This window comes from Streptomyces sp. SID12501, assembly GCF_010550245.1.
Classification (GTDB): domain Bacteria; phylum Actinomycetota; class Actinomycetes; order Streptomycetales; family Streptomycetaceae; genus Streptomyces.
In genome coordinates this window covers 1-22,137 of record NZ_JAAGLU010000072.1, presented here as the reverse complement: position 1 = coordinate 22,137, position 22,137 = coordinate 1, and the positions used below count along the sequence as shown (strand labels likewise).

General features: G+C 69.5%; 20 protein-coding genes. 15 read left to right on the top strand and 5 right to left on the bottom strand.

Annotated features, from left to right (window positions below; genetic code table 11):
• The coding region (locus tag G3I71_RS52475) for an ATP-binding protein (protein ID WP_275409395.1) at positions 1-691 on the bottom strand (691 nt) is incomplete at its 3' end.
• A gap of 407 nt (positions 692-1,098) precedes the next feature.
• Between G3I71_RS52475 and G3I71_RS43455 the strand changes: the two genes are divergently transcribed.
• The 10 genes from G3I71_RS43455 (at position 1,099) to G3I71_RS43410 (ending at position 11,876) form a co-directional block, all read left to right on the top strand.
• A complete protein-coding gene (locus G3I71_RS43455; protein ID WP_164324131.1) occupies positions 1,099-1,974 on the top strand; it encodes a helix-turn-helix transcriptional regulator in 876 nt (291 codons plus the stop codon).
• Between the two features lie 79 nt (positions 1,975-2,053).
• Entirely contained in the window at positions 2,054-2,266 is a 213-nt protein-coding gene (locus G3I71_RS43450) for a DUF397 domain-containing protein (protein WP_164324133.1), read from the top strand.
• Positions 2,267-2,333: 67 nt separating this feature from the next.
• Positions 2,334-3,149 (top strand): SAM-dependent methyltransferase, encoded by an 816-nt coding sequence (locus tag G3I71_RS43445; protein ID WP_164324129.1) that lies wholly within the window; start codon positions 2,334-2,336, stop codon positions 3,147-3,149.
• Between the two features lie 496 nt (positions 3,150-3,645).
• On the top strand, positions 3,646-4,659 hold the full coding sequence (locus G3I71_RS43440) for a substrate-binding domain-containing protein (RefSeq protein WP_164324127.1): 1,014 nt from the start codon (positions 3,646-3,648) through the stop codon (positions 4,657-4,659).
• A gap of 271 nt (positions 4,660-4,930) precedes the next feature.
• Positions 4,931-7,357 (top strand): nitrate- and nitrite sensing domain-containing protein, encoded by a 2,427-nt coding sequence (locus tag G3I71_RS43435; protein WP_164324125.1) that lies wholly within the window; start codon positions 4,931-4,933, stop codon positions 7,355-7,357.
• Positions 7,358-7,371: 14 nt separating this feature from the next.
• A complete protein-coding gene (locus tag G3I71_RS43430; protein ID WP_006377390.1) occupies positions 7,372-7,797 on the top strand; it encodes a roadblock/LC7 domain-containing protein in 426 nt (141 codons plus the stop codon).
• Position 7,798: 1 nt separating this feature from the next.
• The gene (locus G3I71_RS43425) at positions 7,799-8,155 is read left to right on the top strand and encodes a DUF742 domain-containing protein (RefSeq protein ID WP_164324123.1); all 357 of its coding nucleotides are present in this window, start codon (positions 7,799-7,801) and stop codon (positions 8,153-8,155) included.
• Positions 8,142-8,747, top strand: coding sequence for an ATP/GTP-binding protein (locus tag G3I71_RS43420; protein WP_164324121.1), 606 nt, complete (start codon positions 8,142-8,144; stop codon positions 8,745-8,747). The genes G3I71_RS43425 and G3I71_RS43420 overlap by 14 nt, the downstream gene beginning before the upstream one ends.
• A 109-nt stretch (positions 8,748-8,856) precedes the next feature.
• Entirely contained in the window at positions 8,857-9,696 is an 840-nt protein-coding gene (locus tag G3I71_RS43415) for a dolichyl-phosphate beta-glucosyltransferase (RefSeq protein ID WP_164324119.1), read from the top strand.
• Positions 9,693-11,876 carry a glycosyltransferase family 39 protein gene (locus G3I71_RS43410; protein ID WP_164324117.1) on the top strand — a complete coding sequence of 728 codons (2,184 nt, stop codon included), beginning with the start codon at positions 9,693-9,695 and terminating at the stop codon, positions 11,874-11,876. The genes G3I71_RS43415 and G3I71_RS43410 overlap by 4 nt, the downstream gene beginning before the upstream one ends.
• Before the next feature lie 85 nt (positions 11,877-11,961).
• Here G3I71_RS43410 and G3I71_RS43405 read toward each other — a convergent pair whose 3' ends face one another.
• Together G3I71_RS43405 and G3I71_RS43400 are read right to left on the bottom strand one after the other, a co-directional pair.
• Positions 11,962-12,174, bottom strand: coding sequence for a hypothetical protein (locus tag G3I71_RS43405; RefSeq protein WP_164324100.1), 213 nt, complete (start codon positions 12,172-12,174; stop codon positions 11,962-11,964).
• A 54-nt stretch (positions 12,175-12,228) separates the two neighbouring features.
• Positions 12,229-13,383: a M20 family metallopeptidase gene (locus tag G3I71_RS43400; protein ID WP_164324115.1), complete on the bottom strand. Its 1,155-nt coding sequence runs from the start codon at positions 13,381-13,383 to the stop codon at positions 12,229-12,231.
• 291 nt (positions 13,384-13,674) lie between these two features.
• On the opposite strand from G3I71_RS43400, the gene G3I71_RS43395 reads away from it, so the two are divergent.
• The 5 genes from G3I71_RS43395 to G3I71_RS43375 all read left to right on the top strand — a co-directional run bounded on the left by G3I71_RS43395 (position 13,675) and on the right by G3I71_RS43375 (position 20,232).
• Positions 13,675-14,730 carry a LacI family DNA-binding transcriptional regulator gene (locus G3I71_RS43395; RefSeq protein WP_164324113.1) on the top strand — a complete coding sequence of 352 codons (1,056 nt, stop codon included), beginning with the start codon at positions 13,675-13,677 and terminating at the stop codon, positions 14,728-14,730.
• A gap of 95 nt (positions 14,731-14,825) precedes the next feature.
• Positions 14,826-16,214, top strand: a complete 1,389-nt coding sequence (locus G3I71_RS43390; protein ID WP_164324111.1) for an ABC transporter substrate-binding protein — start codon at positions 14,826-14,828, stop codon at positions 16,212-16,214.
• 1 nt (position 16,215) lies between these two features.
• Positions 16,216-17,097 carry a carbohydrate ABC transporter permease gene (locus G3I71_RS43385; protein WP_164324109.1) on the top strand — a complete coding sequence of 294 codons (882 nt, stop codon included), beginning with the start codon at positions 16,216-16,218 and terminating at the stop codon, positions 17,095-17,097.
• The gene (locus G3I71_RS43380) at positions 17,094-18,032 is read left to right on the top strand and encodes a carbohydrate ABC transporter permease (RefSeq protein ID WP_164324107.1); all 939 of its coding nucleotides are present in this window, start codon (positions 17,094-17,096) and stop codon (positions 18,030-18,032) included. Before G3I71_RS43385 ends, G3I71_RS43380 begins: the two co-directional genes overlap by 4 nt.
• A gap of 58 nt (positions 18,033-18,090) precedes the next feature.
• A complete protein-coding gene (locus G3I71_RS43375) occupies positions 18,091-20,232 on the top strand; it encodes a beta-galactosidase (RefSeq protein WP_164324105.1) in 2,142 nt (713 codons plus the stop codon).
• 51 nt (positions 20,233-20,283) lie between these two features.
• Here the strand turns inward: G3I71_RS43375 and G3I71_RS43370 are convergent, their stop codons facing one another.
• Positions 20,284-21,042 (bottom strand): SDR family NAD(P)-dependent oxidoreductase, encoded by a 759-nt coding sequence (locus tag G3I71_RS43370; protein WP_203732922.1) that lies wholly within the window; start codon positions 21,040-21,042, stop codon positions 20,284-20,286.
• Positions 21,043-21,122: 80 nt separating this feature from the next.
• The gene (locus G3I71_RS43365; protein ID WP_164324101.1) at positions 21,123-21,842 is read right to left on the bottom strand and encodes a TetR/AcrR family transcriptional regulator; all 720 of its coding nucleotides are present in this window, start codon (positions 21,840-21,842) and stop codon (positions 21,123-21,125) included.
• Positions 21,843-22,137: the final 295 nt, after the last annotated feature.

Genomic DNA, 22,137 nt, shown 5'->3' with positions numbered 1-22,137 from the left:
CGGCAGGCGCTGGCGGAACAGAGGGTGCGAGCACAGGGCTGAGCGCAGCGGCAGGCGCTGGCGGAATGAGGGGTGCGAGCGCGGCGGCGGGAGTCGGGGGCAGGGCGGGTGCGGGGCCGACCGGTGCGGGCGCGTCGGGCGCGAGTTCGGCGGCGGGCACGTTCCCGGCGGTCGGCGTGAGCTCGGCGGGAGCCAGTGCCCCGACCGGCGCCATCACCTCGGCAGGAGCCGACACTGCGACCGACGCCGACGCTGCGACCTGCGTCGAGGCCGTGACCGGCGTCGCCGGTGGGGCAGCGTCCGCCAACTCTGCCTGCTCCGTGAGGAGTTCGGACCAGACGACGCGCCCGGAGCCGTGCGGGGCGTCACGGACGCCCCAGTCGCTGCTGAGGACGCCGACCAGCAGGAGTCCGCGTCCGCACTGTTCGTCGGGGCCGGGCCTGCGCTGGGCCGGCAGGGTCCCGCCGCGGTTCTCGTCCTCGACCTCGATGCGCAGCCGCCCGGCGGAGAGGTGCAGTCGGCAGACGATCCGCTCGCTGGCGGTGTGGGTGAGGGCGTTGGTGACGAGCTCGGAGGTCACCAGAAGGGCGTTGTCGGAGGTGTCGGGGTCGACGAGCCAGGCATCGAGCAGTTCGCGCACCTTCCGGCGGGCCGCACCCACAGAGGCGGGAGTCGCGGGCAGGCCGAACATGCCCGACTGCGGAGAGTGACCGAAGTGGTCCGGGTGATCGGGGTGGGCAGTGTGGCCGGCAAGCCGGCCCCTGGGCATTCGGCCGAGTGGCTGGGGGAGGGAGGGCGGAGCCATCGCCGTTCGCCTTTCGTTGCCTGCGCACCCTGGCCGGTGCGACACCGCCCCGAATGTGATCCGCGAGCAGGTCAACCCGCATCAAAACAGCACAGGTTGCGACCCCTTCTCCCCCAACTGGGCCGTTCACTCTCGTCGTTCACCGTTTCCGGGAAGGTACGAACACTGTGACACCTGACAACAACGGCTCGCAACCAGCAAGTTGAAATTTGCAATTTGTGGAGTGCATGCTGCTTCCGTCGAAAGATGATCGTGACAGACTGCAACCCTGAGCCCGGTGTGAGGGGGTAGGCGTGACCGCGGAGACCGACTGGGGCGGTGCCCCCTCCGTCCTGCGCATGATCCTCGGCAGACAGCTGGAGGAGCTGCGGACGCGCGCCGGTCTCACGTTCGGGGACGCGGGTGCGGCGATCGGCGTCAGCCACTCCACGATCCGCAGGATGGAAGCGGCCAAGGTGGCCCGGCTGCGCCTGCCGGACGTCGAGAAACTGCTGCAGACCTACGGGGTGACGGACCAGCAGGAGATCGACACGTTCCTGAAGTCGGTCCGTGAGGCCAACAAGCGCGGTTGGTGGCACAACTACCGGGACGTACTGCCCGACTGGTTCGCCGCGTATCTGAGCCTGGAGCAGGCGGCGTTGCAGATCCGCGCGTACGAGGCGCAGTTCGTGCCGGGTCTGTTCCAGACAGCGGACTACGCGCGCGCCCTGCTGGGCGCCGGCAATCCGCACGCCTCGTCGGAGGCGACGGACCGCCGGGTGGCGCTGCGCCTGCGCCGTCAGGAACTGCTGACCCGCCCGGCGCCGCCGCGGGTGTGGATCGTGATGGACGAGACCGTGCTGCGGTGGCCGGTCGGCGGTCCGGAGGTGATGCGCGCGCAGATCGACCATCTGATCGCGATGAACGCGCTGCCCCATGTGACCTTGCAGATCATGCTGTTCGGCAACGGCCCGCATCCCGCGATGCGCGCCGGAGCGTTCCATCTCTTCCGGTTCAGGGCACCCGAGTTGCCGGACATCGTCTATCTGAGCGGTCTGGTCGGCGCGGTGTACCTCGACAAGGGCGACGACGTCGTCGTCTATCGAGAGGCTCTGGACCGGCTGGGCGCGCAGTCGGCGCCCGCCAGAAAGACCGAGGCCCTCCTCGGTGCGATTCGCAAGGAGCTCTGACATGCACCACCCCACACACCCCCATCACACGCACACCCACCCCAACCACTCCGGCCACTCCCACCCCGTACGCAACGGCATGCCGGCCCGTGAACTCGGTTCCCGGGGCTGGTCCAAGCCGTGGAGCGACGACGCGGGCGGCGCCTGCGTCGAAGTGATGAAGCTCGCCGACGGCCGGGTCGCCGTCCGCCAGTCGACCGATCCCGACAGCCCGGCCCTGGTCTTCACCCCGCACGAGATGACGAGTTTCCTGGCCGGCGTCAAGGCGGGTGTCGCAGACTTTCTGCTCTGAACTGCCTTGTTTCTAGAGCGACTTGATCGACCTGACTCAGCCTTACGACCTGAATGGGAGGGGCGGCGTGCCCGAAAACGGATGGCCGGCCGACCGAATCGACACGGAGAACGCACACTCCGCGCGGATCTACGACTACATCCTCGGCGGTAAGGACTACTACCCCGCCGACAAGGAAGCGGGCGACGCCATGTCGCACGAGTGGCCCGCCCTGCCGATCCACATGAAGGCCAACCGCGACTGGATGAACCGCGCGGTGGCCTACCTGGCCAAGGAAGCGGGCATCCGCCAGTTCCTCGACATAGGCACCGGCATCCCCACCTCCCCCAACCTGCACGAGATCGCCCAGTCGGTGGCCCCCGAGTCCCGGGTGGTCTACGTCGACAACGACCCGATCGTCCTCACCCTCTCCCAGGGCCTGCTGGCCAGCACACCGGAGGGCCGGACGGCGTACATCGAGGCCGACTTCCAGCACCCGGAGGCCATTCTCGACTCCCCCGACTTCCGCGAGACCCTCGACCTGACCAAGCCGGTCGCCCTCACGGTGATCGCCATCGTCCACTTCGTCCTGGACGAGGACGACGCGGTGGGCATCGTCCGCCGGCTCCTCGACCCCCTCCCTTCGGGCAGCTATCTGGCGATGTCCATCGGCACCGCCGAGTTCGCCCCGGAGGAGGTGGGCCGGGTCGCCCGCGAGTACAAGGCCCGCAACATGCCGATGCGCCTGCGCACGTTCCCGGAGGCGCAGGACTTCTTCGAGGGCCTCGACCTGGTCGAGCCGGGCATCGTCCAGGTCCACAAGTGGCACCCGGACGCCGCGAGCGGCGCGGGGATCAGGGACGAGGACATCGCCATGTACGGGGCGGTGGCCCGGAAGCCGTAGGGGGCACAAGCCCGGCCGTGGTTCGGTGACCCCGGTCGCTCCGGCCGCGGTTCGAAGTCCCGGCACGCCCGTTCGTCCTGGCGCACCGCCAGGGTGGACGGGCTGTTCGCGCCCAGCACCTCCGCGCGGGTGTCACCTCCGGTGCGTACGACGGGTTGGCAAAAACCAGGGCACGAAAGGGAACCGGAGGTCCCTTTTCCCCTTCCGATCCCGCTCCGCACCGGCAATCCTTCTGACACCACCCAGGACCGACCGCGAAGGATCACACGCGTCCGGCACACCCCGTACCGGCTCGTCGACCCTGGTTCCAACTAGTTGCTCACTTGACTACGAGGCGTCACATCCGATTGGCTCCGCCCCAGCGAAAGTCGGACAGTCAGTGCACGTCACCCGACGATCGCGCAGATTTCGTCGTACCCACATCCCCCTTGTACCGCTCCCCTTCCTGTCCCATGCCCCTCTCCTCCTCGGCCGCGCAACGAGGTGCCGCACTTCCATGAACACACACCCCTCCTTTCCCGGTTCACCACGATCCGCCCGTGTCACGGCCGTTGTCGCCGGTACGGCCGCCGTCTGTCTCCTCGCGGCCGGCTGCTCGGGCTCCGGTTCCGACGGGTCGGTCTCCGGCCGGGCCGCCACCGGCACCGCCCGCCTCAAGGTCGTCCTGATCACCCACGGAGCCAAGGGCGACGTCTTCTGGGAGCGGGTGCGGAAGGGCGCGCAGGCCGCCGCGGCCAAGGACAACATCGAGCTGACGTACGCGAGTGACCCCGATGCCGCCGCCCAGGCCGATCTGGTGCGCGACGCGGTCAGGAACAAGGTCGACGGGATCGCCGTGACCCTGGCCAAGCCCGACGCGATGAAGAGCGCGGTCGCGCGGGCGAAGGCGGCGGGGATACCCGTGGTCGGTCTCAACTCGGGGATCGACGACTGGCGTTCGGCGGGCCTGCTGGAGTTCTTCGGCCAGGACGAGAGCACCGCGGGCCGGGCGATCGGCGACAAGCTGGACGCGCTCAAGGTCAAGCACACCCTCTGCGTCATCCACGAACAGGGGAACGTCGGCCTGGAGGCCCGCTGTGCCGGTGTGAAGAAGACGTTCGCCGGACAGACCGAGAACCTGTACGTGAACGGCACCGACCTGGACGCGGTGACCGCGGACGTCGCGGCCCGGCTGACCCAGGACTCGAGCATCGACGAAGTGGTCACACTGGGCGCGCAGTTCGCGCTCTCGGCGGTGAAGTCGGTGGACCAGGCGAACAGCAAGGCGAAGATCGCCACCTTCGACCTCACCAACGACATCGTGGGCGCCATCAAGAACGGTGACGTGCAGTTCGCCGTGGACCAGCAGCCGTACCTCCAGGGCTATCTCGCCGTCGACTCGCTCTGGCTGTACAAGTCCAACGGCAACTTCAGCGGCGGCGGATCGGCCCCCGTACTCACCGGGCCCGCCTTCGTCACCAAGCAGAACATCGCCGACGTCGCCAGGTTCGCGGCCGGCGGCACCCGCTGAGCGTCACCCGTCCCCGCCTCCCTTCCACTCCCTCCCCCTTCCGCGGACATTCCGTATCCCCTTCCGGCTCGCTCCCGAATCTCCTTGCGCGGCAACCGTCGTACAACGGCTGCACCAAGCTTTGGGGGCTCACTGTGCGTACGTTCACTTGTACGGATAGCATCCTGCGGACCCACGCGTGTTCCGCCACCCGTTCCGTTTCCGCTGTCATCCACCGCCTGTCACATGCCAGTTGTCACTCCCGCCCACCGCTGATCGCCCTAGGACGACGATGCCTCCACGCAAAGGTGCCCGGCGCCGTCTCGGCTCCATACGTCTCTCGCTGATCCTGCTCGCGCTGGTTCCCAGCGTCACGCTCGCCGCGATGTGGGGTGTGACGACGATTCAGATGTTCTCGGAGGGCCAGCGGCTGCGGGACCAGACGGCACTCAGCAGGGCGACCGGTGCCATGGGCACCGAGGCCACGCTCGCGCTGCAGAAGGAACGCACGCTGTCGGCCATATGGCTGGCCTCGCCCAGGGGCGACCGCAAGGCCCTGGACGAGCAGCGCAAGGTGACGGACGCGGCGGTCGCGAAACTGGTCGGCCAGACGAAGGCCATCCAGGAGGCCCCCGACCGTATCGGGGACCGGATGTACTCGGTCATCGCGGCGACGGGCAGCCTGGAGTACTACCGCGGTCAGGTCGACCGTCTCACCGACATCTCCCCCCAGCAGGTGCTGGACCAGTACTCGTCGATGATCGGCAACCAGATCCACTCGTTCCAGGAGCTCTCCCAGGTCGACGACGGCGACCTCACCTCACAGGCCGGCCCGCTCGTCTCACTGGAGCAGGCGTCCGAACTGGTCGCCCAGGAGGACTCGCAGCTCATGCTGGCCTGGCCCTCGGGGCATTTCGACCAGGCGGAGTGGGAGTCGTACGTCCGGCTGGTCAGCGCCCGGCGCTGGGTCGTCGAGGACCAGCTGATCCAGTCCCTGACCGGCACGGCGAAGACCCGCACCGAGGCGATCCTGACCGGCACCGCGTGGCGGAACCTGACGTCCATCGAGGACCAGGTGCTCGCGTCGGGCACGCCCGGCGGCGGCGCCGAACGGAAGATCACCCTGCCCGACAGGCAGCAGCAGTGGATCGCGGCGATGGACGAACTGAGCGTCGAGTACGGCACGCTCATCCATGCCGAGACCCAGCGGCTGCTCAGCAGCAGCGATGACGAGGCACAGTCGCTGCTGATCAAGGCCGCTTCGCTGAGCGCCGGCGGACTCGGCGGGCTGCTGCTGTGCATCATCCTGTCCTGGCGCATCACCAGGTCCCTGTCCCGCCGACTGCGCGGGCTGCGCATGGCCACCCTGAGCCTGGCCGAGGAGCGGCTGCCCGAAGTGGTCGCGCGGCTCAACCGGGGCGAGAAGGTCGACGTCGAGTCGGCCACCCCACCACTGGACTACGGCCACGACGAACTCGGCCAGGTGGCACACGCGTTCAACGCCGCCCAGCGCACCGCCGTGCACACCGCCGTCGAACTCGCCGACACCCGGCGGGGCTTCCAGAAGGTCATCCTGGGCATCGCCCGGCAGAGCCAGAACCTGGTCAACCTCCAGCTCACCAAGCTCGACGCGCTGGAACGCGCCCACCAGGACCCGGAGATCCTCAAGGGCCTGTACGAACTGGACTCCACCGCAAGCCAGTTGCGCCGCTACGAGGAGAACCTCGTCATCATCAGCGGTGAGCGGCCCGGCCGCACCTGGACCGAGCCGGTCGCGCTGATCGACATCCTGCGCAGTGCCGTCGGTGAGGTCGCCGAGTACCAGCGGGTCGAGGTGCAGACCGAGGAGGACGTGTACCTCGCGCCGCCCGCTGTGGCCGACGTCATCCATCTGCTGGCCGAGCTGATCGACAACGCGACCGCCTACTCCCCCGCGCCCAGCCCGGTGGGCGTACGGGCCGCGACGGTCGCCAAGGGGCTGGTCATCGAGGTCGAGGACCGCGGGCTCGGCATGTCCGAGGAGGACTACGCGTCCTTCAACGAACACCTCTCCAAGGCCCCGCAGTTCGACGTGGTGGCACTCGCCGACGACCTGCGGCTCGGCATGTTCGTGATCGCCCGCCTCGCCGTCCGGCACGGCATCCAGGTCACACTGCGCTCCTCGCCGTACGGCGGTACGACGGCGATCGTACTGATCCCGCACGATGTCGTCGTACGGGAACTCAGCGCGCCGGACACGGACTTCCCGCTCGCGAAACGGGCGTACGCCGAGGTGCCCGGCCCTGTCGCCGCGGAGCGTCAGGCCCTTGAGCGCGTCCGGGAGCCGCAGCCCGCCGTGGCCCGCGTCCGGACCGCCGACGCCGGTTCCGCTCCCCGGCCGGCCGCCCTCGTCGGGGCGGACCGGGGCATCGAACGGGGCGCCGGCCCCGGCAAGGGCGGGCTGACCCCGCTGCCACGCCGGGTGCCGCAGACCAGTCTGACCGCCGAACTGCTGGCGGACACCGAACCCGACGGCACGTCCGAGGACGAGCTCGACGAGTTCTCGGCGGAGCGCGCGGCCTCCTCGCTCTCCGGTTTCCAGCGCGGAACCCTCCAGGCCCGTGACGACGACGCCGAAGAGCAGTACGACCATGGGGAGGACAACGCTCCTCGGGAATCCGGCACACCGCTTCCCGCCGCAGGCACTCCGGTCACCTCGACTCCGCCCGCAGACCGCTGATGAAGGACAGAGAAATGACACGCCCCACCCCCGCCACGCACACCGAGCTCGACCAGTTGCTCACCGGACTCGTGGACCGGGTAGCCGAGGTCAACCACGCCGTCGTGCTGTCCGAGGACGGACTCGTCGTCAGCAGATCCACAGCGTTCCTGCGGGACGACGCCGAGCGGCTCGCGGCGACCGCGTCCGGGCTGATGAGCCTCAGCAAGGGCGTCAGCATGGACTTCCGGGGCGGCCCGGTGCGCCAGGCTCTGATCGAGATGCGCAACGGCTACCTGATCCTCACCGCGGCCGGTCCTGGCGCCCACCTCGCGGTGCTGACCAGCCAGGGCGCGGACGTCGGCGTGGTGGCGTACCAGATGAACATGCTGGTGAAGAAGATCGGTGAGCACCTCAGCGCGGCGCCGCGTGCCGGGGTCGTCGGCGCGGCCGGCGAGTGAGGTGAACGGAAGCGACGCGGCCGGCCGTCTCGTGCGGCCGTTCACGCTCACCGGCGGGCGGACCCGGCCCAGCCGCGCCGACTTCACACTGATCACATCGGTGACGGCCGTGGAGCCGCAGCCCGACGGGGTCAAGCGGCCGCAGCCCGAGCACGCCCGGATCCTGCGGCTGTGCGCGCGGCCGGTCGTGGTGGCGGAGCTCGCGGCCCATCTGGACCTGCCGGTGAGTGTGGTCGTCATCATGCTGTGCGACCTGCTGGAGGCCGGCCGGATCACCGCCCGGTCCCCGCGCCACATCTCCCGCACCACTGACATGGACCTGCTCCAGAAAGTGAGGGACGGACTTGGCCGGCTCTAGCCCGACCGTGAACGGGACCTCGGCGCCCGACACCGTCAAGATCCTCATCGCCGGCGGCTTCGGTGTGGGCAAGACGACGATGGTCGGCTCGGTCAGCGAGATCGTGCCCCTGCGCACCGAGGAACCGCTCACCGCGGCCGGCCTGGGCATCGACGACCTCGACGGCATCGAGGAGAAGAAGGCCACCACCGTGGCCCTCGACTTCGGCCGCATCACCCTCAGCCGGGAACTGATCCTGTACCTCTTCGGTACGCCGGGTCAGCAGCGGTTCTGGTTCATGTGGAACGACCTGGCGATCGGCGCGCTGGGGGCCGTGGTCCTCATCGACGTACGCCGGCCGGAGTCCAGCTTCGCGGCGATCGACTTCTTCGAGCGCCGCAACATCCCGTTCGTCGTCGGCGTGAACGGCTTCCACGGGGAACATCCGTACGAGCCGGACGAGATCCGGGAGGCGCTGGCGCTGCCGGAGCACACACCGGTCCTGCTGTGCGACGCGCGGGACCGTGAGTCGTGCCGGGACGTGCTGATCGCCCTGATCGACCGGTTGATAGCGTCCGCGACCCCGGGCGGCGGAAGCGCGCACACCGCCTGAAGTCACGTGTCAACGGGTTTCTGTGGGCAACCTGTGAGTTCGCTGATTCTCATTCGTCGCTCAGAGTCGCCTCAGGGTCGCCCCAGATACGCCCCCGATCGTCAGGGGCATGAACGAAACGAACGCGAGGGGCGTCCGGCAGCGTTCGGTCGAGATCGTGGTGCCGGTGTACAACGAGGCGCACGTACTCGCCGACAGCGTCGGCCGTCTCCACGCCTACCTCGAAGCCTCCTTCCCGTTCCCGTTCCGGATCACGGTCGCGGACAACGCCAGCACTGACGCCACCTGGCAGGCGGCGACCGATCTGACGCTCCGCCTCCCCCATGTCCACGCCGTCCATCTGGACGCCAAGGGCCGTGGCCGCGCCCTGAAGCACGTGTGGAGCAACTCGACGGCCGACGTGGTCGCCTACATGGACGTCGACCTGTCCACCGGCCTCGCGGGCTTCCTCCCGCTGGTGGCCCCCCTTCTCTCCGGCCACAGCGACGTGGCCATCGGCAGCCGGCTGCACCGCCAGGCCGACGTGGTGCGCGGCCCGAAGCGCGAGTTCGTCTCCCGCTCGTACAACGCCCTGCTGAAGCTCGGCCTCGCGGCCCGCTTCTCGGACGCCCAGTGCGGTTTCAAGGCGGTCCGCACCGACGTCTTCCGGGCCCTCGCCCCGCACATCGAGGACAACGCCTGGTTCTTCGACACCGAGCTGCTGGTCCTGGCCCAGCGCAACGGCCTGCGCATCCACGAAGTACCGGTCGACTGGGTCGACGACCCCGACAGCCGGGTCGACATCGTCCGCACCGCCCTGGACGACCTCAGGGGCATGCGCCGGATGCTGCGCGCCGGTCTCACCGGCCGCTCCCGGATCCCCGTACCTCACCGCGTGCCCGTACAGAGTCCGATCGGCGCACCTCAGCACATCAGCAGCCCCGCCCCCAGCTTGGAGTACGCGTCATGACGACCCTCGCCCCGCCGCCGACCCGCGACAGCGCACCCCATCACAGCCACCGGGCCGAACCTCCGGCCGCCGACGGCAGTCTCGCGGGCCGCGCCCGGCGCCTGTTCACCGGTGCCCCGGAGGACCCTCGCTGGACCCGCCCGACCCTCTGGGGCATCCTCCTCCTGGCGACGGCGCTCTACGCCTGGAACCTGTCCTCCATCACCGGCAACACCTTCTACGACGCCGCCGTGTACAGCGGCACGAAGAGCTGGAAGGCGTTCTTCTTCGGCGCGTTGGACTCGGGCAGCTTCATCACCGTCGACAAACCCCCTTTCGCCCTCTGGGTGATGGGCCTGTCGGCCCGCGTGTTCGGTTACGGCACCTGGCAGTTGATGCTGCCGATGGTCGCGGTGGGCACGGGCTCGGTCGCGTTGCTGCACCGCATGGTGAAGCGTGACTTCGGACCCGTCGCAGCGACGATCGCCGCTCTCGCGCTCACCCTGACGCCCATCACGGTGGCGATCACCCGGGACACCAACCCGGACCCGATCCTGGTCTTCCTGATGCTGCTGGGCGCGGCGGCCCTGATGAAGGCCGTGCGCACCGGACGGCTGATGCCGCTGGTGTGGTCGGCCGTCGCGATCGGCTTCGCGTTCAACACCAAGATGATGCAGGCGTACGTCGTCCTGCCGGTCTTCTTCCTGGTCTACCTCTGGGCCGCGAACGCCGGGCTCGGCAAGCGCGTCCGCAACCTGGCCGTGGCCACCGTGGCGCTGATCGTCTCCTCCGCCTGGTGGATGGTCGTCGTCGACCTGATCCCGGCCTCCTCCCGCCCCTACATCGGCGGTTCGACCGACAACACCGTCTGGGACCTGGTCATCGGCTACAACGGCTTCGGCCGTATCTTCGGGGCGAGTTCGTCGGTGGGCTCGGCCGGCAACGGCGCGAGTTTCGGCGGCAGTTCGGGCATCTACCGGATGTTCAACGAGATCATGGGCGGCCAGATCTCCTGGCTGATCCCGTTCGCGCTGATCGCCCTGGTCACGGGCCTGGTCCTGCGCGGCCGGGCCCCTCGTACGGACGCCAAGCGGGCGTCGCTGATGCTGTGGGGCGGCTGGTTCGTCCTGCACTACCTGACCTTCGCCCTCGCCGAGGGCACCTTCCACCCTTACTACGTCACGGCCATGGCCCCGGGTATCGCGGCCCTGGCGGGCGCCGGCGGTGTCATGCTGTACCGCGCCTTCCGTGAGGGCTCGGCGGCCAAGTGGGCGTGGGTCCTGCCGGTGGCGGTCGCGGCGAGCGCGGTCTGGGCGGTCGTCCTGCTCCAGCGGGTCTCGGGCTCCGGCACGCTGTACACGGTCGCGGAGATCGTGGTGGCCCTGGCGGGCACAGTCTCGGTCATCGGCCTGCTGACCGGCCGGTTCATGAAGCGGCAGCGCCTGCTGGGCATCGCGGCCCTCGCGGCGGTCGTCGCCCTCCTGGCGGGCCCGGCGGCCTACTCCGTCTCGGCGGCCACCAGCTCCACCAACGGCACGAACCCGACGGCCGGCCCCAGCACGGGCGGCGGAATGGGCGGCGGCATGGGCGGCGGTGGCGGTGCTCCGTCGGGTTCCACGGGTACGAGCAGCAGCGGTACGAGCAACAGCGGCGGCCAGTCCATGGGCCAGCCCCCGTCCGGTAACTCCTCGTCCTCCAGCACGAGTTCGTCGGATTCGGCGGCCGAGTCGGGCACGCGTCCGAGCGGTGACGGCGGAGGCACCGGTGGCGGTGGTGGCGGGATGGGCGGCGGCACCCAGGTGTCGTCCGACATGATCACATACCTCAAGAAGCACCAGGACGGGGCGACCTGGCTGCTGGCGGTGGCCACCGACCAGACGGCGTCCTCGATCATCCTGGAGTCGGGCCAGCCCGTGATCTCCATGGGCGGCTGGTCGGGCAGCGACAACGCAATGACGCTGGCCAAGCTCAAGAGCCTCGTGAAGTCAGGGAAGTTGCACTACATCATCGTCAGCAGCGACACCGGCCAGGGCACCGACTCGGAGATCGCCACCTGGGTGAAGGCCAACGGCACAGCGGTCAACTCCTCGGCCTACAGCACGAGTTCGACCACATCAACCACCTCGACCACAACGACGTCCACATCAACCACGTCGACCAGCAGCGGCCTGTACCGCCTGGACGCATCCGACGTCAGCTGACCGACCTGCTCCGCACGTCCCACGGGCGGGCCACCGGAATCCCTCCGGTGGCCCGCCCACCTACGTCTGACGGCGCGGCCTCAGCTCACAGGCAGTACCGGACCAGCCACTCGTCCTCGTTGTACGCGCCCGTCGCCGGATCCGGCACCGACGCCGGCTGCGCCGCCACCATGTCCTCCACGCGGATCCGCTCCGGCAGCTGCCCGAAGCGGGCGTGGCGCACCGCCTCGGCGGTCTCCGGGGCCTTCACCTCGGCCGAGGCCTCGTTCTTCGGTTCGATCTTCACTTCGTACGTCATCTCGATCCCCGCTCGCTTGAGCCGACCTCTCCTCCAGCGTACGCGAGGGCCGAATCATGCCGCGTGGACCATCAGCAGCCCCGCGAGCAGCGCGGTACGGGCGGGCACGTGGGCCAGCAGCACATGTTCGTCGCGGGCGTGCGCACCCCCGCCCACGGGTCCCAGGCCGTCCAGGACCGGGCGTCGCAGCGCGGAGACGAAGTTGCCGTCGCTTGCCCCGCCCACACCCGTCTCCCGGATCGTCCACCCGAGCTCGGCCGCCACCGACTGCGCCTGCTTGAAGAGGAGTCGGGAAGCGGGGGTCGGCACCATCGCCGGACGGTTCCAGCCCCCGGAGACGGACACCCGTACCCGGGGGTCGGAGGCCGTGAGGGCGGCCAGTTCGGTGTCGACGCGGGCCGCCTCGGCGGGGTCGGAGATGCGTACGTCGACACCGCAGCGGGCGTGTCCGGCGATGACGTTGCGTCCCGTACCGCCTTTGATCACACCGACGTTGACCGTCGTGCCGTGTTCACGTGAGCCCAACTCGGCCATGCGCGTGACCAGTTCGGCGAGAGCGTGCACGGCGCTGGCGCCGCCGTACGGGTCGAGGCCCGCGTGCGCCTCCACTCCCTCCACGGCCACCTCGAAGAGGCCGACGCCCTTGCGGGCCGTCTTCAGGTCCCCGTCCGGCCCGGCCGCCGGCTCGCACACCAGCGTGGCCGCCACCTGCTCGCTGAGCCGCTCGATGTGCGGCCGGGAGAACGGGCTGCCGATCTCCTCGTCGCCGTTGAGGAGCAGGCGCACCGTCGGGCGCGGCAGGTCCCGTTCACGGAGAAGACGCAGCGCCCAGACCGCCTGCACCAGGCCGCACTTCATGTCGAAGGCGCCCGGCGCGCTCACCCGGCCGTCGTCCGTCACGGTGAACGGCCACTCGGCGAGGGTGCCGGCCGGCCACACGGTGTCGTAGTGGGCGAGCAGCAGCACCGACGTCTGCGAGGTGCCCCGGTAGAGGAGCTCCAGGACGTCCCCGTGCTCACCGCCGTCATGGCGCACGGCCTCGTCCGGCGGCCCGAGGCGTCGGCCCGCCCAGGCCTCGATGGCGGTGAGCCCTGCGGTCAGCAGTTCCTTGTCGTCGCTGGGGGTCTCGCACTCGACGAGCGCCCGCAGGTCGTCGGTCATCTCGGGCAGGGCGGTACGGGCCAGGGACTCGATGTCGTGCAGCGACACAGACAGCTCCTCGGAGGACGCGGGAAACCCGGTAGCTACCCAGAAACCCGATGAATCATGGACGCCGACCGCCGCCGACCGCCGATCGAGGCCGCCTTTCGACCGGTCCGAGGACCGCGAAAGTTACGCGGGGATTGCGCGAACCCTTGACGCGCCCGCTCCGACTGCGTAGATATGACTGCGCAGTCATGACAGCGCAGTCAGAAAACTGGCGAGCGAGGTTCTACGTCATGTCCACGGCAGCCACGGTCACCCTCCGGCTACCGTGGGCACCGGCCACCGGGAGTCACCGTGACACGACAGACAGGACGGGGTGCGACCTCGTCGACACCGCGCAGTGTCGACGTGGCACGCCTCGCGGGGGTCTCGCAGAAGACCGTGTCCCGGGTCTTCAACAGCGAGCCGTACGTCTCCGAAGACGTACGCCGCCGGGTTCTCCAGGCCGCCGAGGACCTCGGCTACCGGATGAACAACGCCGCCCGGGCACTCGCCTCCGGGCGGACGAGATCCATCGGCGTGGTGACACTGGGCACCGCCCTGTACGGGCCCGCGTCACTGCTCATGGGTATCGAGCGCGCCGTCCGGGACACCGGATACGCGCTGCGGGTCGTCAACACGATGGAGGACGATCCCGCGGGTGTCGCCGGCGCCGTCGGCTCACTCCTCGAACAGGGGGTGGACGGCATCGTCGTCTCCGAGCCGATCGACGAAGGCCAGGACGGGGGTGCGGGCCTGGCGGAGTTGTCCGTCGACGTGCCGGTCCTGGTCATCGGTGCACCCTCGCCCTTCGCCACCTCCCGCCCGGTCACCTCGGGCGGCGGTGCGGATCTGCTGACCCGGGCCGCCACCCAACACCTGCTGGATCTCGGTCATGTGACGGTCCATCACCTCTCCGGGCCACCACGCTGGTTCGCGGCCAGGGACCGGCTCACCGCCTGGCGGGCCGCCCTCGCCGCCCATGGCGCGCCCGAGCCGCCCGTCGTCGTGGGCGACTGGTCGGCCGCCTCCGGATACGCGGCGGGCCGTGAACTCGCCGCCGATCCCTCGGTGACCGCCGTGTTCGCCGCCAACGACGACATGGCCATCGGGCTGATCCGGGCCCTGACGGAGGCCGGCCGACGCGTGCCGGACGACGTCAGTGTGGTCGGGTTCGACGACATCCCGGTCGCCGCGTACATCACCCCGCCGCTCACCACCGTGCGGCAGCCGTTCGACGCCGTGGCGCAGGAAGGCCTCAAACGGCTCCTGCACGCCATCGAGAACCCGGACGCGGAGCCCCTGCCGCCGAGCGACCCACCGGTCGACCTCGTCGTACGGTCCTCCACCGCACCCCCGCCCCACCGGTAGCCGCACCGACAAGAGGCCGGTCAGCCCCACCTGCGGCCCCCTCCCCCGTATCGCCTCCTTCTCTCCACTCCCTTTCGCCCCGGCCGGAGTTCACCATGCCCAGAAACACCGTCTCCTCCTCTGCCATCAGCCGTCGTCTCCTCCTCACCGCGGCCGGCGCCGCCTCGCTCGGGGCGGCTCTCACCGCCTGCGGCGGGGGCGGGTCCGACAGCGGATCGTCCTCGTCGAAGCCGGTCAGCCAGGCCGACATCGACAAGGCGATGAAGACCCCGACCGAGCTGACGTTCTGGACGTGGGTCCCGGAGATCGCGCAGGAGATCGCCCTCTTCGAGAAGAAGTACCCGGCGATCAAGGTCAAGGCCGTCAACGCCGGTCAGGGCACCCCGGAGTACACCAAGCTGCGTACCGCCCTCAAGGCCGGCAGCGGCGCCCCGGACATGGTGCAGATCGAGTACCAGGCCATCCCGACCTTCACGATCACCGACAGCCTCCTCGACCTGCGGCCGTACGGCGCCTCCGCTCTCAAGTCGCAGTTCGTCGACTGGACCTGGAGCCAGGTCAGCGGCAGCGGCGGCGAGGTGTGGGCGGTCCCGCAGGACACCGGCCCGATGGGCATGCTGTACCGGCAGGACATCTTCGACAAGCACGGCATCGAAGTCCCCAAGACCTGGGACGAGTTCGCCGAGGCCGCGCGCAAGCTGCACAAGGCCGACCCGGACGTCTATCTGACCAACCTGGCTGCCAACCAAGTGGCCGCCTGGCACGGCCTGTTGTGGCAGGCGGGCGCCAAGCCGTACGTCACCTCCGGCAAGAGCGACATCACCATCAGTGTCGACGACGCGGTCTCCAAGAAGCTCGGCGCGTTCTGGGGCGGGCTCGCCCAGGAGGGCGTGATCGGTGTCGAGCCGGACTTCACGGACTCCTGGTACGCCGCGCTCAACAAGGGCAAGTACGCCACCTGGATGGTCGGCGCCTGGGGCCCGGCCTTCCTCTCCGGCTCGGCCAAGGACACCGCGGGCAAGTGGCGGGCGGCCCCGATGCCGCAGTGGGACGCCGCCAAGCCGAGCGCCGGCAACTGGGGCGGCTCGACGACCGCCGTGATCCGTTCCACCAAGAACCCCATCGCCGCGGCCGAGTTCGCCAAGTTCCTCAACAGCGACCCCGAGAGCGCGAAGATGTTCGCGACGAAGCAGTTCTTCTTCCCGGCCACCAAGGCGCTGCTCGCGGACGCGAGTTACATCGGCGACACCCCCGCCTTCTACGGCGGCCAGAAGGTCAACGAGGTCTTCGCCGGTATCAGCGCCCAGGTCGACCCCGCCTTCCAGTGGCCGCCGTTCCTCGACCAGGTGGCCACCGACTGGACGGAGACCGTCGGCCGGTCCCTGGCCAGAAAAACCGACACGGTCGCCGCGCTCGGGGGCTGGCAGACGCGGATCACCACCTTCGCCAAGAGCCAGGGCTTCACCGTGAAGGCGGCTCCCTGACATGCCCAAACACCTCGCACGCCCCAGGTCGGCGGGCCCGCTGTTCATCGCCCCCTTCATGGCCTTGTTCCTCCTCCTCTTCCTCGCCCCGCTCGGCTACGCGGCCTATCTGAGCCTGTTCCAGGAGAAGTTGGTCGGCGGCACGTCGTTCGTCGGCCTGGAGAACTACCTCACCGCGGTCAAGGATCCCCAGCTCCGCGAGGGTGTCGTCCGGGTGGCGACGTTCTTCGTGATCCAGGTCCCGGTGATGCTGCTGCTCGCCCTGCTCTTCGCGCTCGCCCTGGACAGCGGCCTGCTGCGGCTGTCCCGGGTGATCCGGCTGGGCATCTTCGTGCCGTACGCGGTCCCGAGCGTGGTCGCCACGCTCATGTGGGGCTATCTCTACGGCCCGGACTTCGGCCCGTTCGCCCAGCTCAGCGAGAAACTGAGCCTGCCCGCCCCGCACTTCCTGACCGACAGCTGGATGCTCGGCAGCCTGGCGAACATCGTGACGTGGGAGTTCGTCGGCTACAACATGATCATCCTGTACGCGGCCCTGCGGACCATTCCGCAGGACCTGTACGAGGCCGCCGCACTGGACGGGGCGGGCGCCTGGCGGATCGCCTGGTCCATCAAACTCCCGGCGCTGCGGCCCGCGTTGACGCTCACCCTGCTCTTCTCGGTGATCGGCAGCTTCCAGCTCTTCAACGAGCCCAACCTGCTGATGAAGATCGTCCCGGACGTCATCGACAGCTCGTACACCGCCAACCTCTACGCCTACACGCTCGCCTTCACCAGCCAGCAGATCAACTACGCGGCAGCCGTCTCCTTCCTCCTCGGCCTGCTCATCGTGATCATCTCGTACGCCTTCCTGCTCACCGCGAACCGCAGGAGGCCCGCGTGACCACCACAACTCCCCCCGCGACCAACGTGGTTCGTACGGCGGACCAGGTATCCGAGGCTCCGAAGCAGCGGAGCGGGCGACAGGCCGGCCGCCGCAGCACACCCCTGACGATCGCCATGCTCGCGGCGCTCGCCTACTTCCTCCTCCCCCTCCTCTGGCTGCTGATCGCCTCCACCAAGAGCACCCAGGACCTGATCAACAGCTTCGGCCTGTGGTTCTCCGACACCCCGCAGCTGCTGACGAACATCCGCGACACCTTCACCCAGGACGACGGCGTCTTTCTGCACTGGCTGCTCAACACCCTGCTGTACGCCGGTGTCAGCGCCGTCGGCGCCGCGATCCTGGCGGCTGCGGCGGGGTACGGGTTCGCCAAGTTCCGGTTCCGCGGGAACGGCGCCGCCTTCAACCTCGTGCTCGGCGCGGTCATGGTGCCGGCGACGGCCCTGGCCATTCCGACGTACCTGCTGTTCGCCAAGGTGGGGCTGGTCAACACACCGTGGGCGATCATCCTGCCCTCGTTGGTGAGCCCCTTCGGGCTGTATCTCATGCGGGTGTACGCGCAGGACGCGGTGCCCGACAGCATCCTCGAAGCCGCCCGGGTGGACGGGGCCGGTGAGTTCCGGATCTTCTTCCAGATCGTGCTGCGGCTGCTGGCGCCGGGGCTGGTGACCGTGCTGCTGTTCACGCTCGTGGCGACCTGGAACAACTACTTCCTGCCGCTGATCATGCTCAACGACCCGGACCTGTACCCGATCACGGTCGCGCTCTCCTCCTGGGCCGCCCAGGCGCAGAACGGTGGGGCGGGCGCCAGCAGCGACATGCTCGCGCTCGTCGTGACCGGGTCGATGATCTCGGTGGTCCCGCTCGTCGTGGCCTTCGTGCTGCTCCAGCGGTACTGGCAGAGCGGCCTGGCCACCGGAGGGGTCAAGCAGTAACTCCCGGCCCGCCTGCACAAGTTGTCCAACTCCCCTTCCCCCACTGGAGGTTGTCTTCATGGCGGTTCTGCCCGCCCGCGTCCTCTTCGGCGCCGCTTACTACCACGAGTACCAGCCCACCCACGGCCCCGAGTACCGCCGGGGCGAACAGCTCAAGACCGACCTCGATCTGATGGCCGAGGCCCGGTTCACCGTGATCCGGGTCGGCGAGTCGGTCTGGTCGACCTGGGAGCCGGAAAACGGCCACTTCGACCTCGACTGGCTGGAGCCGGTGCTCGACGGCGCCCATGAGCGCGGTATCGCCGTGGTCCTCGGCACACCGACGTACGCCGTGCCGCCGTGGCTGGCCCGCCAGTACCCGGAGATCACCGGCGAGCGGGCCACCGGGCAGCGCATCGGCTGGGGCGCCCGGCAGGAGGTCGACTTCACGCACCCCGCGTTCCGGTTCCATGCCGAGCGGGTGATCCGGAAGATCGTCGCCCGGTACGCCGGCCACCCGGCGGTCATCGGCTTCCAGGTCGACAACGAACCCGGCAACGAACTCCTCTACAACCGGGGCGTGTTCGAGTGCTTCGTCGACCATCTCCGGGCGAAGTACGGGGACATCGAGACCCTGAACCGCGAATGGGGCCTCGTCTACTGGTCGCACCGCCTCTCCACCTGGGCCGACTTGTGGACCCCCGACGGCAACGTCCAGCCCCAGTACGACGTCGCCTGGCGGGAGTTCCAGGCCCGGCAGGTCACCGAGTTCATCGGCTGGCAGGCCGACATCGTCCGCGAGTACGCGAACCCCGAGCAGTTCGTCACCACCTGCATCTCGTACACCCGCCCGGGGGTGCAGGACGACGAGCTGACCGACCGGCTCGACATCGCGTCGGGCAACCCGTACTACGACATGCAGGACGGCCTCGAACTCCCCGACCGTACGCCGGACGCGCACGCGCAGCGCTGGAAGACCACGGGCGTCTGGGCGCTGTACCAGACCGCCGACTGGATGTTCTCCTCCAAGCAGGCACCGTTCCTGGTCACCGAGACGAACGCCTCGTCCATCGGCGAGCCGTGGCACAACCGCCCCGCCTACGACGGCCAGTGGCGCCAGGCCGCCTGGGCGCTGGTCGGGCGCGGCGCCAGGATGATCGAGTACTGGCACTGGCACACCCTGCACTTCGGCGCCGAGACGTACTGGGGCGGTGTCCTTCCGCACAGCGGCCGGCCCGGCCGTACGTACGCCGAACTGGCCGAACTGGGCGCCGAGTTGGACGCGGCCGGTCCGCTGGTCGCCGGTCTCGAACCGGACGCCGACATCACGATGGTCTACTCGACGCCCAGCAAGTGGCTGATGCAGAAGTATCCGCCGATCGCGACGGGTGACGGCGGCCCGGACGACACCGCCTACCACCGGATCTTCGACCCGTTCTACCGGGGCGCCTTCGACGCCGGCCGCCAGGTCCGGATCGTCCACGGCCGCCAGCTCCACGACCCGAGCGGTGAACGGGAGGGCCTGACACCGGAGGAGGCGGTGAGCCGTCACCCGGTCCTGGTCGTCCCGGCGTTGTACATCGCCGCCGACTCGACCCTCGACTGGTTCGCCGCGTACGCCCACGCGGGCGGCCATCTGGTCCTCGGCCCGCGCACGGCGTACGCCGACCACGAGGCGCGGGCCCGCAACGAGCTCGCCCCCGGTCGTCTGGTGGACGCGGCGGGCGTCAGCTACGACGAGTTCAGCAACCTGACGCAGGAGATCCCGGTACGTGGCGTGCCGGGCGGCCCGCTCCAACTGCCGGACAGCGCAACGGCGTCGCACTGGGCCGACGGTCTCACCGTCACCGACGCCGAGCCGCTGGTCACGTACGACCACCCGCACTTCGGCCGCTGGCCGGCGGTCACCACCCGCCGCCACGGCGCGGGTCAGGTGACGTACGTCGGGACGGTGCCGGGCCGCGACCTCGCCCGGGAGCTGGCGTCCTGGCTGACCCCCACCGCCCGCAGCGTCTGGGAGGACCTCCCGGCCTCGGTCACGGCGACCACCGGTACGGCCGAGGACGGGCGGCGCGTGCACATCGTCCACAACTGGAGCTGGGAGCCCGCCCGTGTCACCGCGCCGGCCGACCTGACCGACGTACTGAACGGCAGCCCGGTCCCCGCGGGCACCGAACTGGAGCTCGGCGCCTGGGACGTGCGGGTGTTCGGCACCGACTGAACACGAGGCGAGGTCCGTTGGCGTCGTGCGACGCCAACGGGCCCGGCACATTCAGAGCAGTGAGTAGCCGCCGTCGACCGTGATCGTCGTGCCGGTCACATAGGCCGAGGACTCGGAGGCCAGGAACAGATAGATGCCGGGGAGGTCGTCGGGGGTGCCCCAGCGTCCCAGCGCCGTGTGCTCGACGATGCCGCTGTCGCGCTCCGAGCTGCGCCGCCAGTGCGCGCCGAGCCCGGTGTCGAACCAGCCGAGGGCCACCGTGTTGACGGTGATCCCGCGCGGACCGAGCTCCTGCGCCAGCGCACCCACCAGGGACTGGACGCCGCTCTTCGACGCCGAGTACGCGGCGAGGCCGCCCTTCGGCCGGTCGCCCAGCACGGAACCGGTGACGATGATCCGCCCTCCGGCACCCATCACCGTCGCCGCGGCCCGCGCCCCGAGGAACGTCCCGGTCAGGTTGACGTCGATGACCCGGCGCCAGGCGTCGGGGCTGGTGTCGGTCACCGTCGCGACCCCGGGCGAGACCCCGGCATTGCAGATCCAGGCGTCCACACCGCCGAACCGCTCGACCATCCCCTCGGCGACGGACTCGTTGAAGGCCTCGTCACGCACGTCCCCCGCACAGACGAGGGGGTCGCCGTGGAGCGTCCCGGCCACCTCCTTCAGCGCGTCCTCGGAGCGCGCCACCAGGCCCAGCCGCGCCCCCGCGGAGTCGAAGGCCTGCGCGAGGACACGCCCCAGGCCGCGTCCGGCCCCGGTGATCACGACACGTCGCCCGGCGACCTCGGGGTTTCCGGCGGTTGTCGGCATTCGGCCCTCCATTAAAGTGTCGACCGGTCGGTACATTATTGGGAGCGTAGCGCACGTCCTGGAGGAACAGACGCGGGAGACTACGCCTCGGCCTTGGCGCTGACCTCGGACTTCACGCCTCGCAACTCCTGGAGGACGGACCGCCCTTGCTCCAACTCCTCCTCGGCGCGCGCCCGGTCGACGGGATCGGCCAGGATGCCGTTGAAGAAGATGTCGCAGTAGAACGCGGAGAGCTCCTCGACCCGCATGTCCCGATGACCGGCGAGCCACTGGTACGTGTAGTTGTGCAGGTTCAGGAACGCGAGCGTCGCCAGCTCCAAGTCCTCCTGCGGGTGCCCCTGGAGCAGTCCCCCGCGGTGTCCGTCGGCGAGTACGCCGCGGATGCGCGACTCGAAACGCCGCCGCTTCTCGCGGAACGACTCGCGGTGCTCGCCCTGGAGTCGGCGGTACTCGTGCAGGAACACCCAGACGTGGTCATGCCTGTTGACGATCTGCCAGAGCAGGGATTCCGACAGCAGTCGCAGCCGGGTCTGGAAGCCCAGGTCGAGTTCGACGATGGCGGCGGCTTCCTTCAGCAGCGGATCCATGACGCGGTCGTGGATCTCGACGAGGAGCGCGTCCTTCGAGCCGATGTAGTAATACAGGGCACCCCGAGCCAGTCCGGCCGCGTCGCCGATGTCCGCCACACCCGTGCCGTTGTACCCGTTCTTCGAGAACAGCTCGACGGCGATGTCCACCACGTTCTCACGCATGCGGTAGTAGCGCTCGGTCTTCCCGCGCTCCTTCCGAGTGGGCGGCATCTCACCAATCCTTCGCAACCCGGTGCATCCTCACGGGGGCCACAACTGGCGTCCCGGCATTGCCTGTAGCACCGCGTGACGATACACGATCAATACGTGTCCCCCTCCAGGGAGGCGGCGGAGGAATGCCGGTTCGGTGCCGACCGAGACCGTCAGACGGTTGCGATGGGTGTGAGGGGGCTGCCTTGGGTGCCGGGGAGGTGGAGTGGGGGTGCGGTGAGGAGGAAGCGGCTGCGGTGGTGTTCGCGCAGCCAGGCGGCGAGTTCTTTGAGGTACCAGAGTTCGCCGAGGGGGA

Bases quoted from the DNA above. Each gene is read 5' to 3' on its own strand.
- G3I71_RS43450 (WP_164324133.1), top strand. From the start codon at position 2,054: ATGCCGGCCCGTGAACTCGGTTCCCGGGGCTGGTCCAAGCCGTGGAGC.
- G3I71_RS43440 (WP_164324127.1), top strand. From the start codon at position 3,646: ATGAACACACACCCCTCCTTTCCCGGTTCACCACGATCCGCCCGTGTC.
- G3I71_RS43435 (WP_164324125.1), top strand. From the start codon at position 4,931: ATGCCTCCACGCAAAGGTGCCCGGCGCCGTCTCGGCTCCATACGTCTC.
- G3I71_RS43430 (WP_006377390.1), top strand. From the start codon at position 7,372: ATGACACGCCCCACCCCCGCCACGCACACCGAGCTCGACCAGTTGCTC.
- G3I71_RS43415 (WP_164324119.1), top strand. From the start codon at position 8,857: ATGAACGAAACGAACGCGAGGGGCGTCCGGCAGCGTTCGGTCGAGATC.
- G3I71_RS43410 (WP_164324117.1), top strand. From the start codon at position 9,693: ATGACGACCCTCGCCCCGCCGCCGACCCGCGACAGCGCACCCCATCAC.
- G3I71_RS43405 (WP_164324100.1), bottom strand. From the start codon at position 12,174: ATGACGTACGAAGTGAAGATCGAACCGAAGAACGAGGCCTCGGCCGAG.
- G3I71_RS43390 (WP_164324111.1), top strand. From the start codon at position 14,826: ATGCCCAGAAACACCGTCTCCTCCTCTGCCATCAGCCGTCGTCTCCTC.
- G3I71_RS43385 (WP_164324109.1), top strand. From the start codon at position 16,216: ATGCCCAAACACCTCGCACGCCCCAGGTCGGCGGGCCCGCTGTTCATC.
- G3I71_RS43375 (WP_164324105.1), top strand. From the start codon at position 18,091: ATGGCGGTTCTGCCCGCCCGCGTCCTCTTCGGCGCCGCTTACTACCAC.
- G3I71_RS43370 (WP_203732922.1), bottom strand. From the start codon at position 21,042: ATGCCGACAACCGCCGGAAACCCCGAGGTCGCCGGGCGACGTGTCGTG.
- G3I71_RS43365 (WP_164324101.1), bottom strand. From the start codon at position 21,842: ATGCCGCCCACTCGGAAGGAGCGCGGGAAGACCGAGCGCTACTACCGC.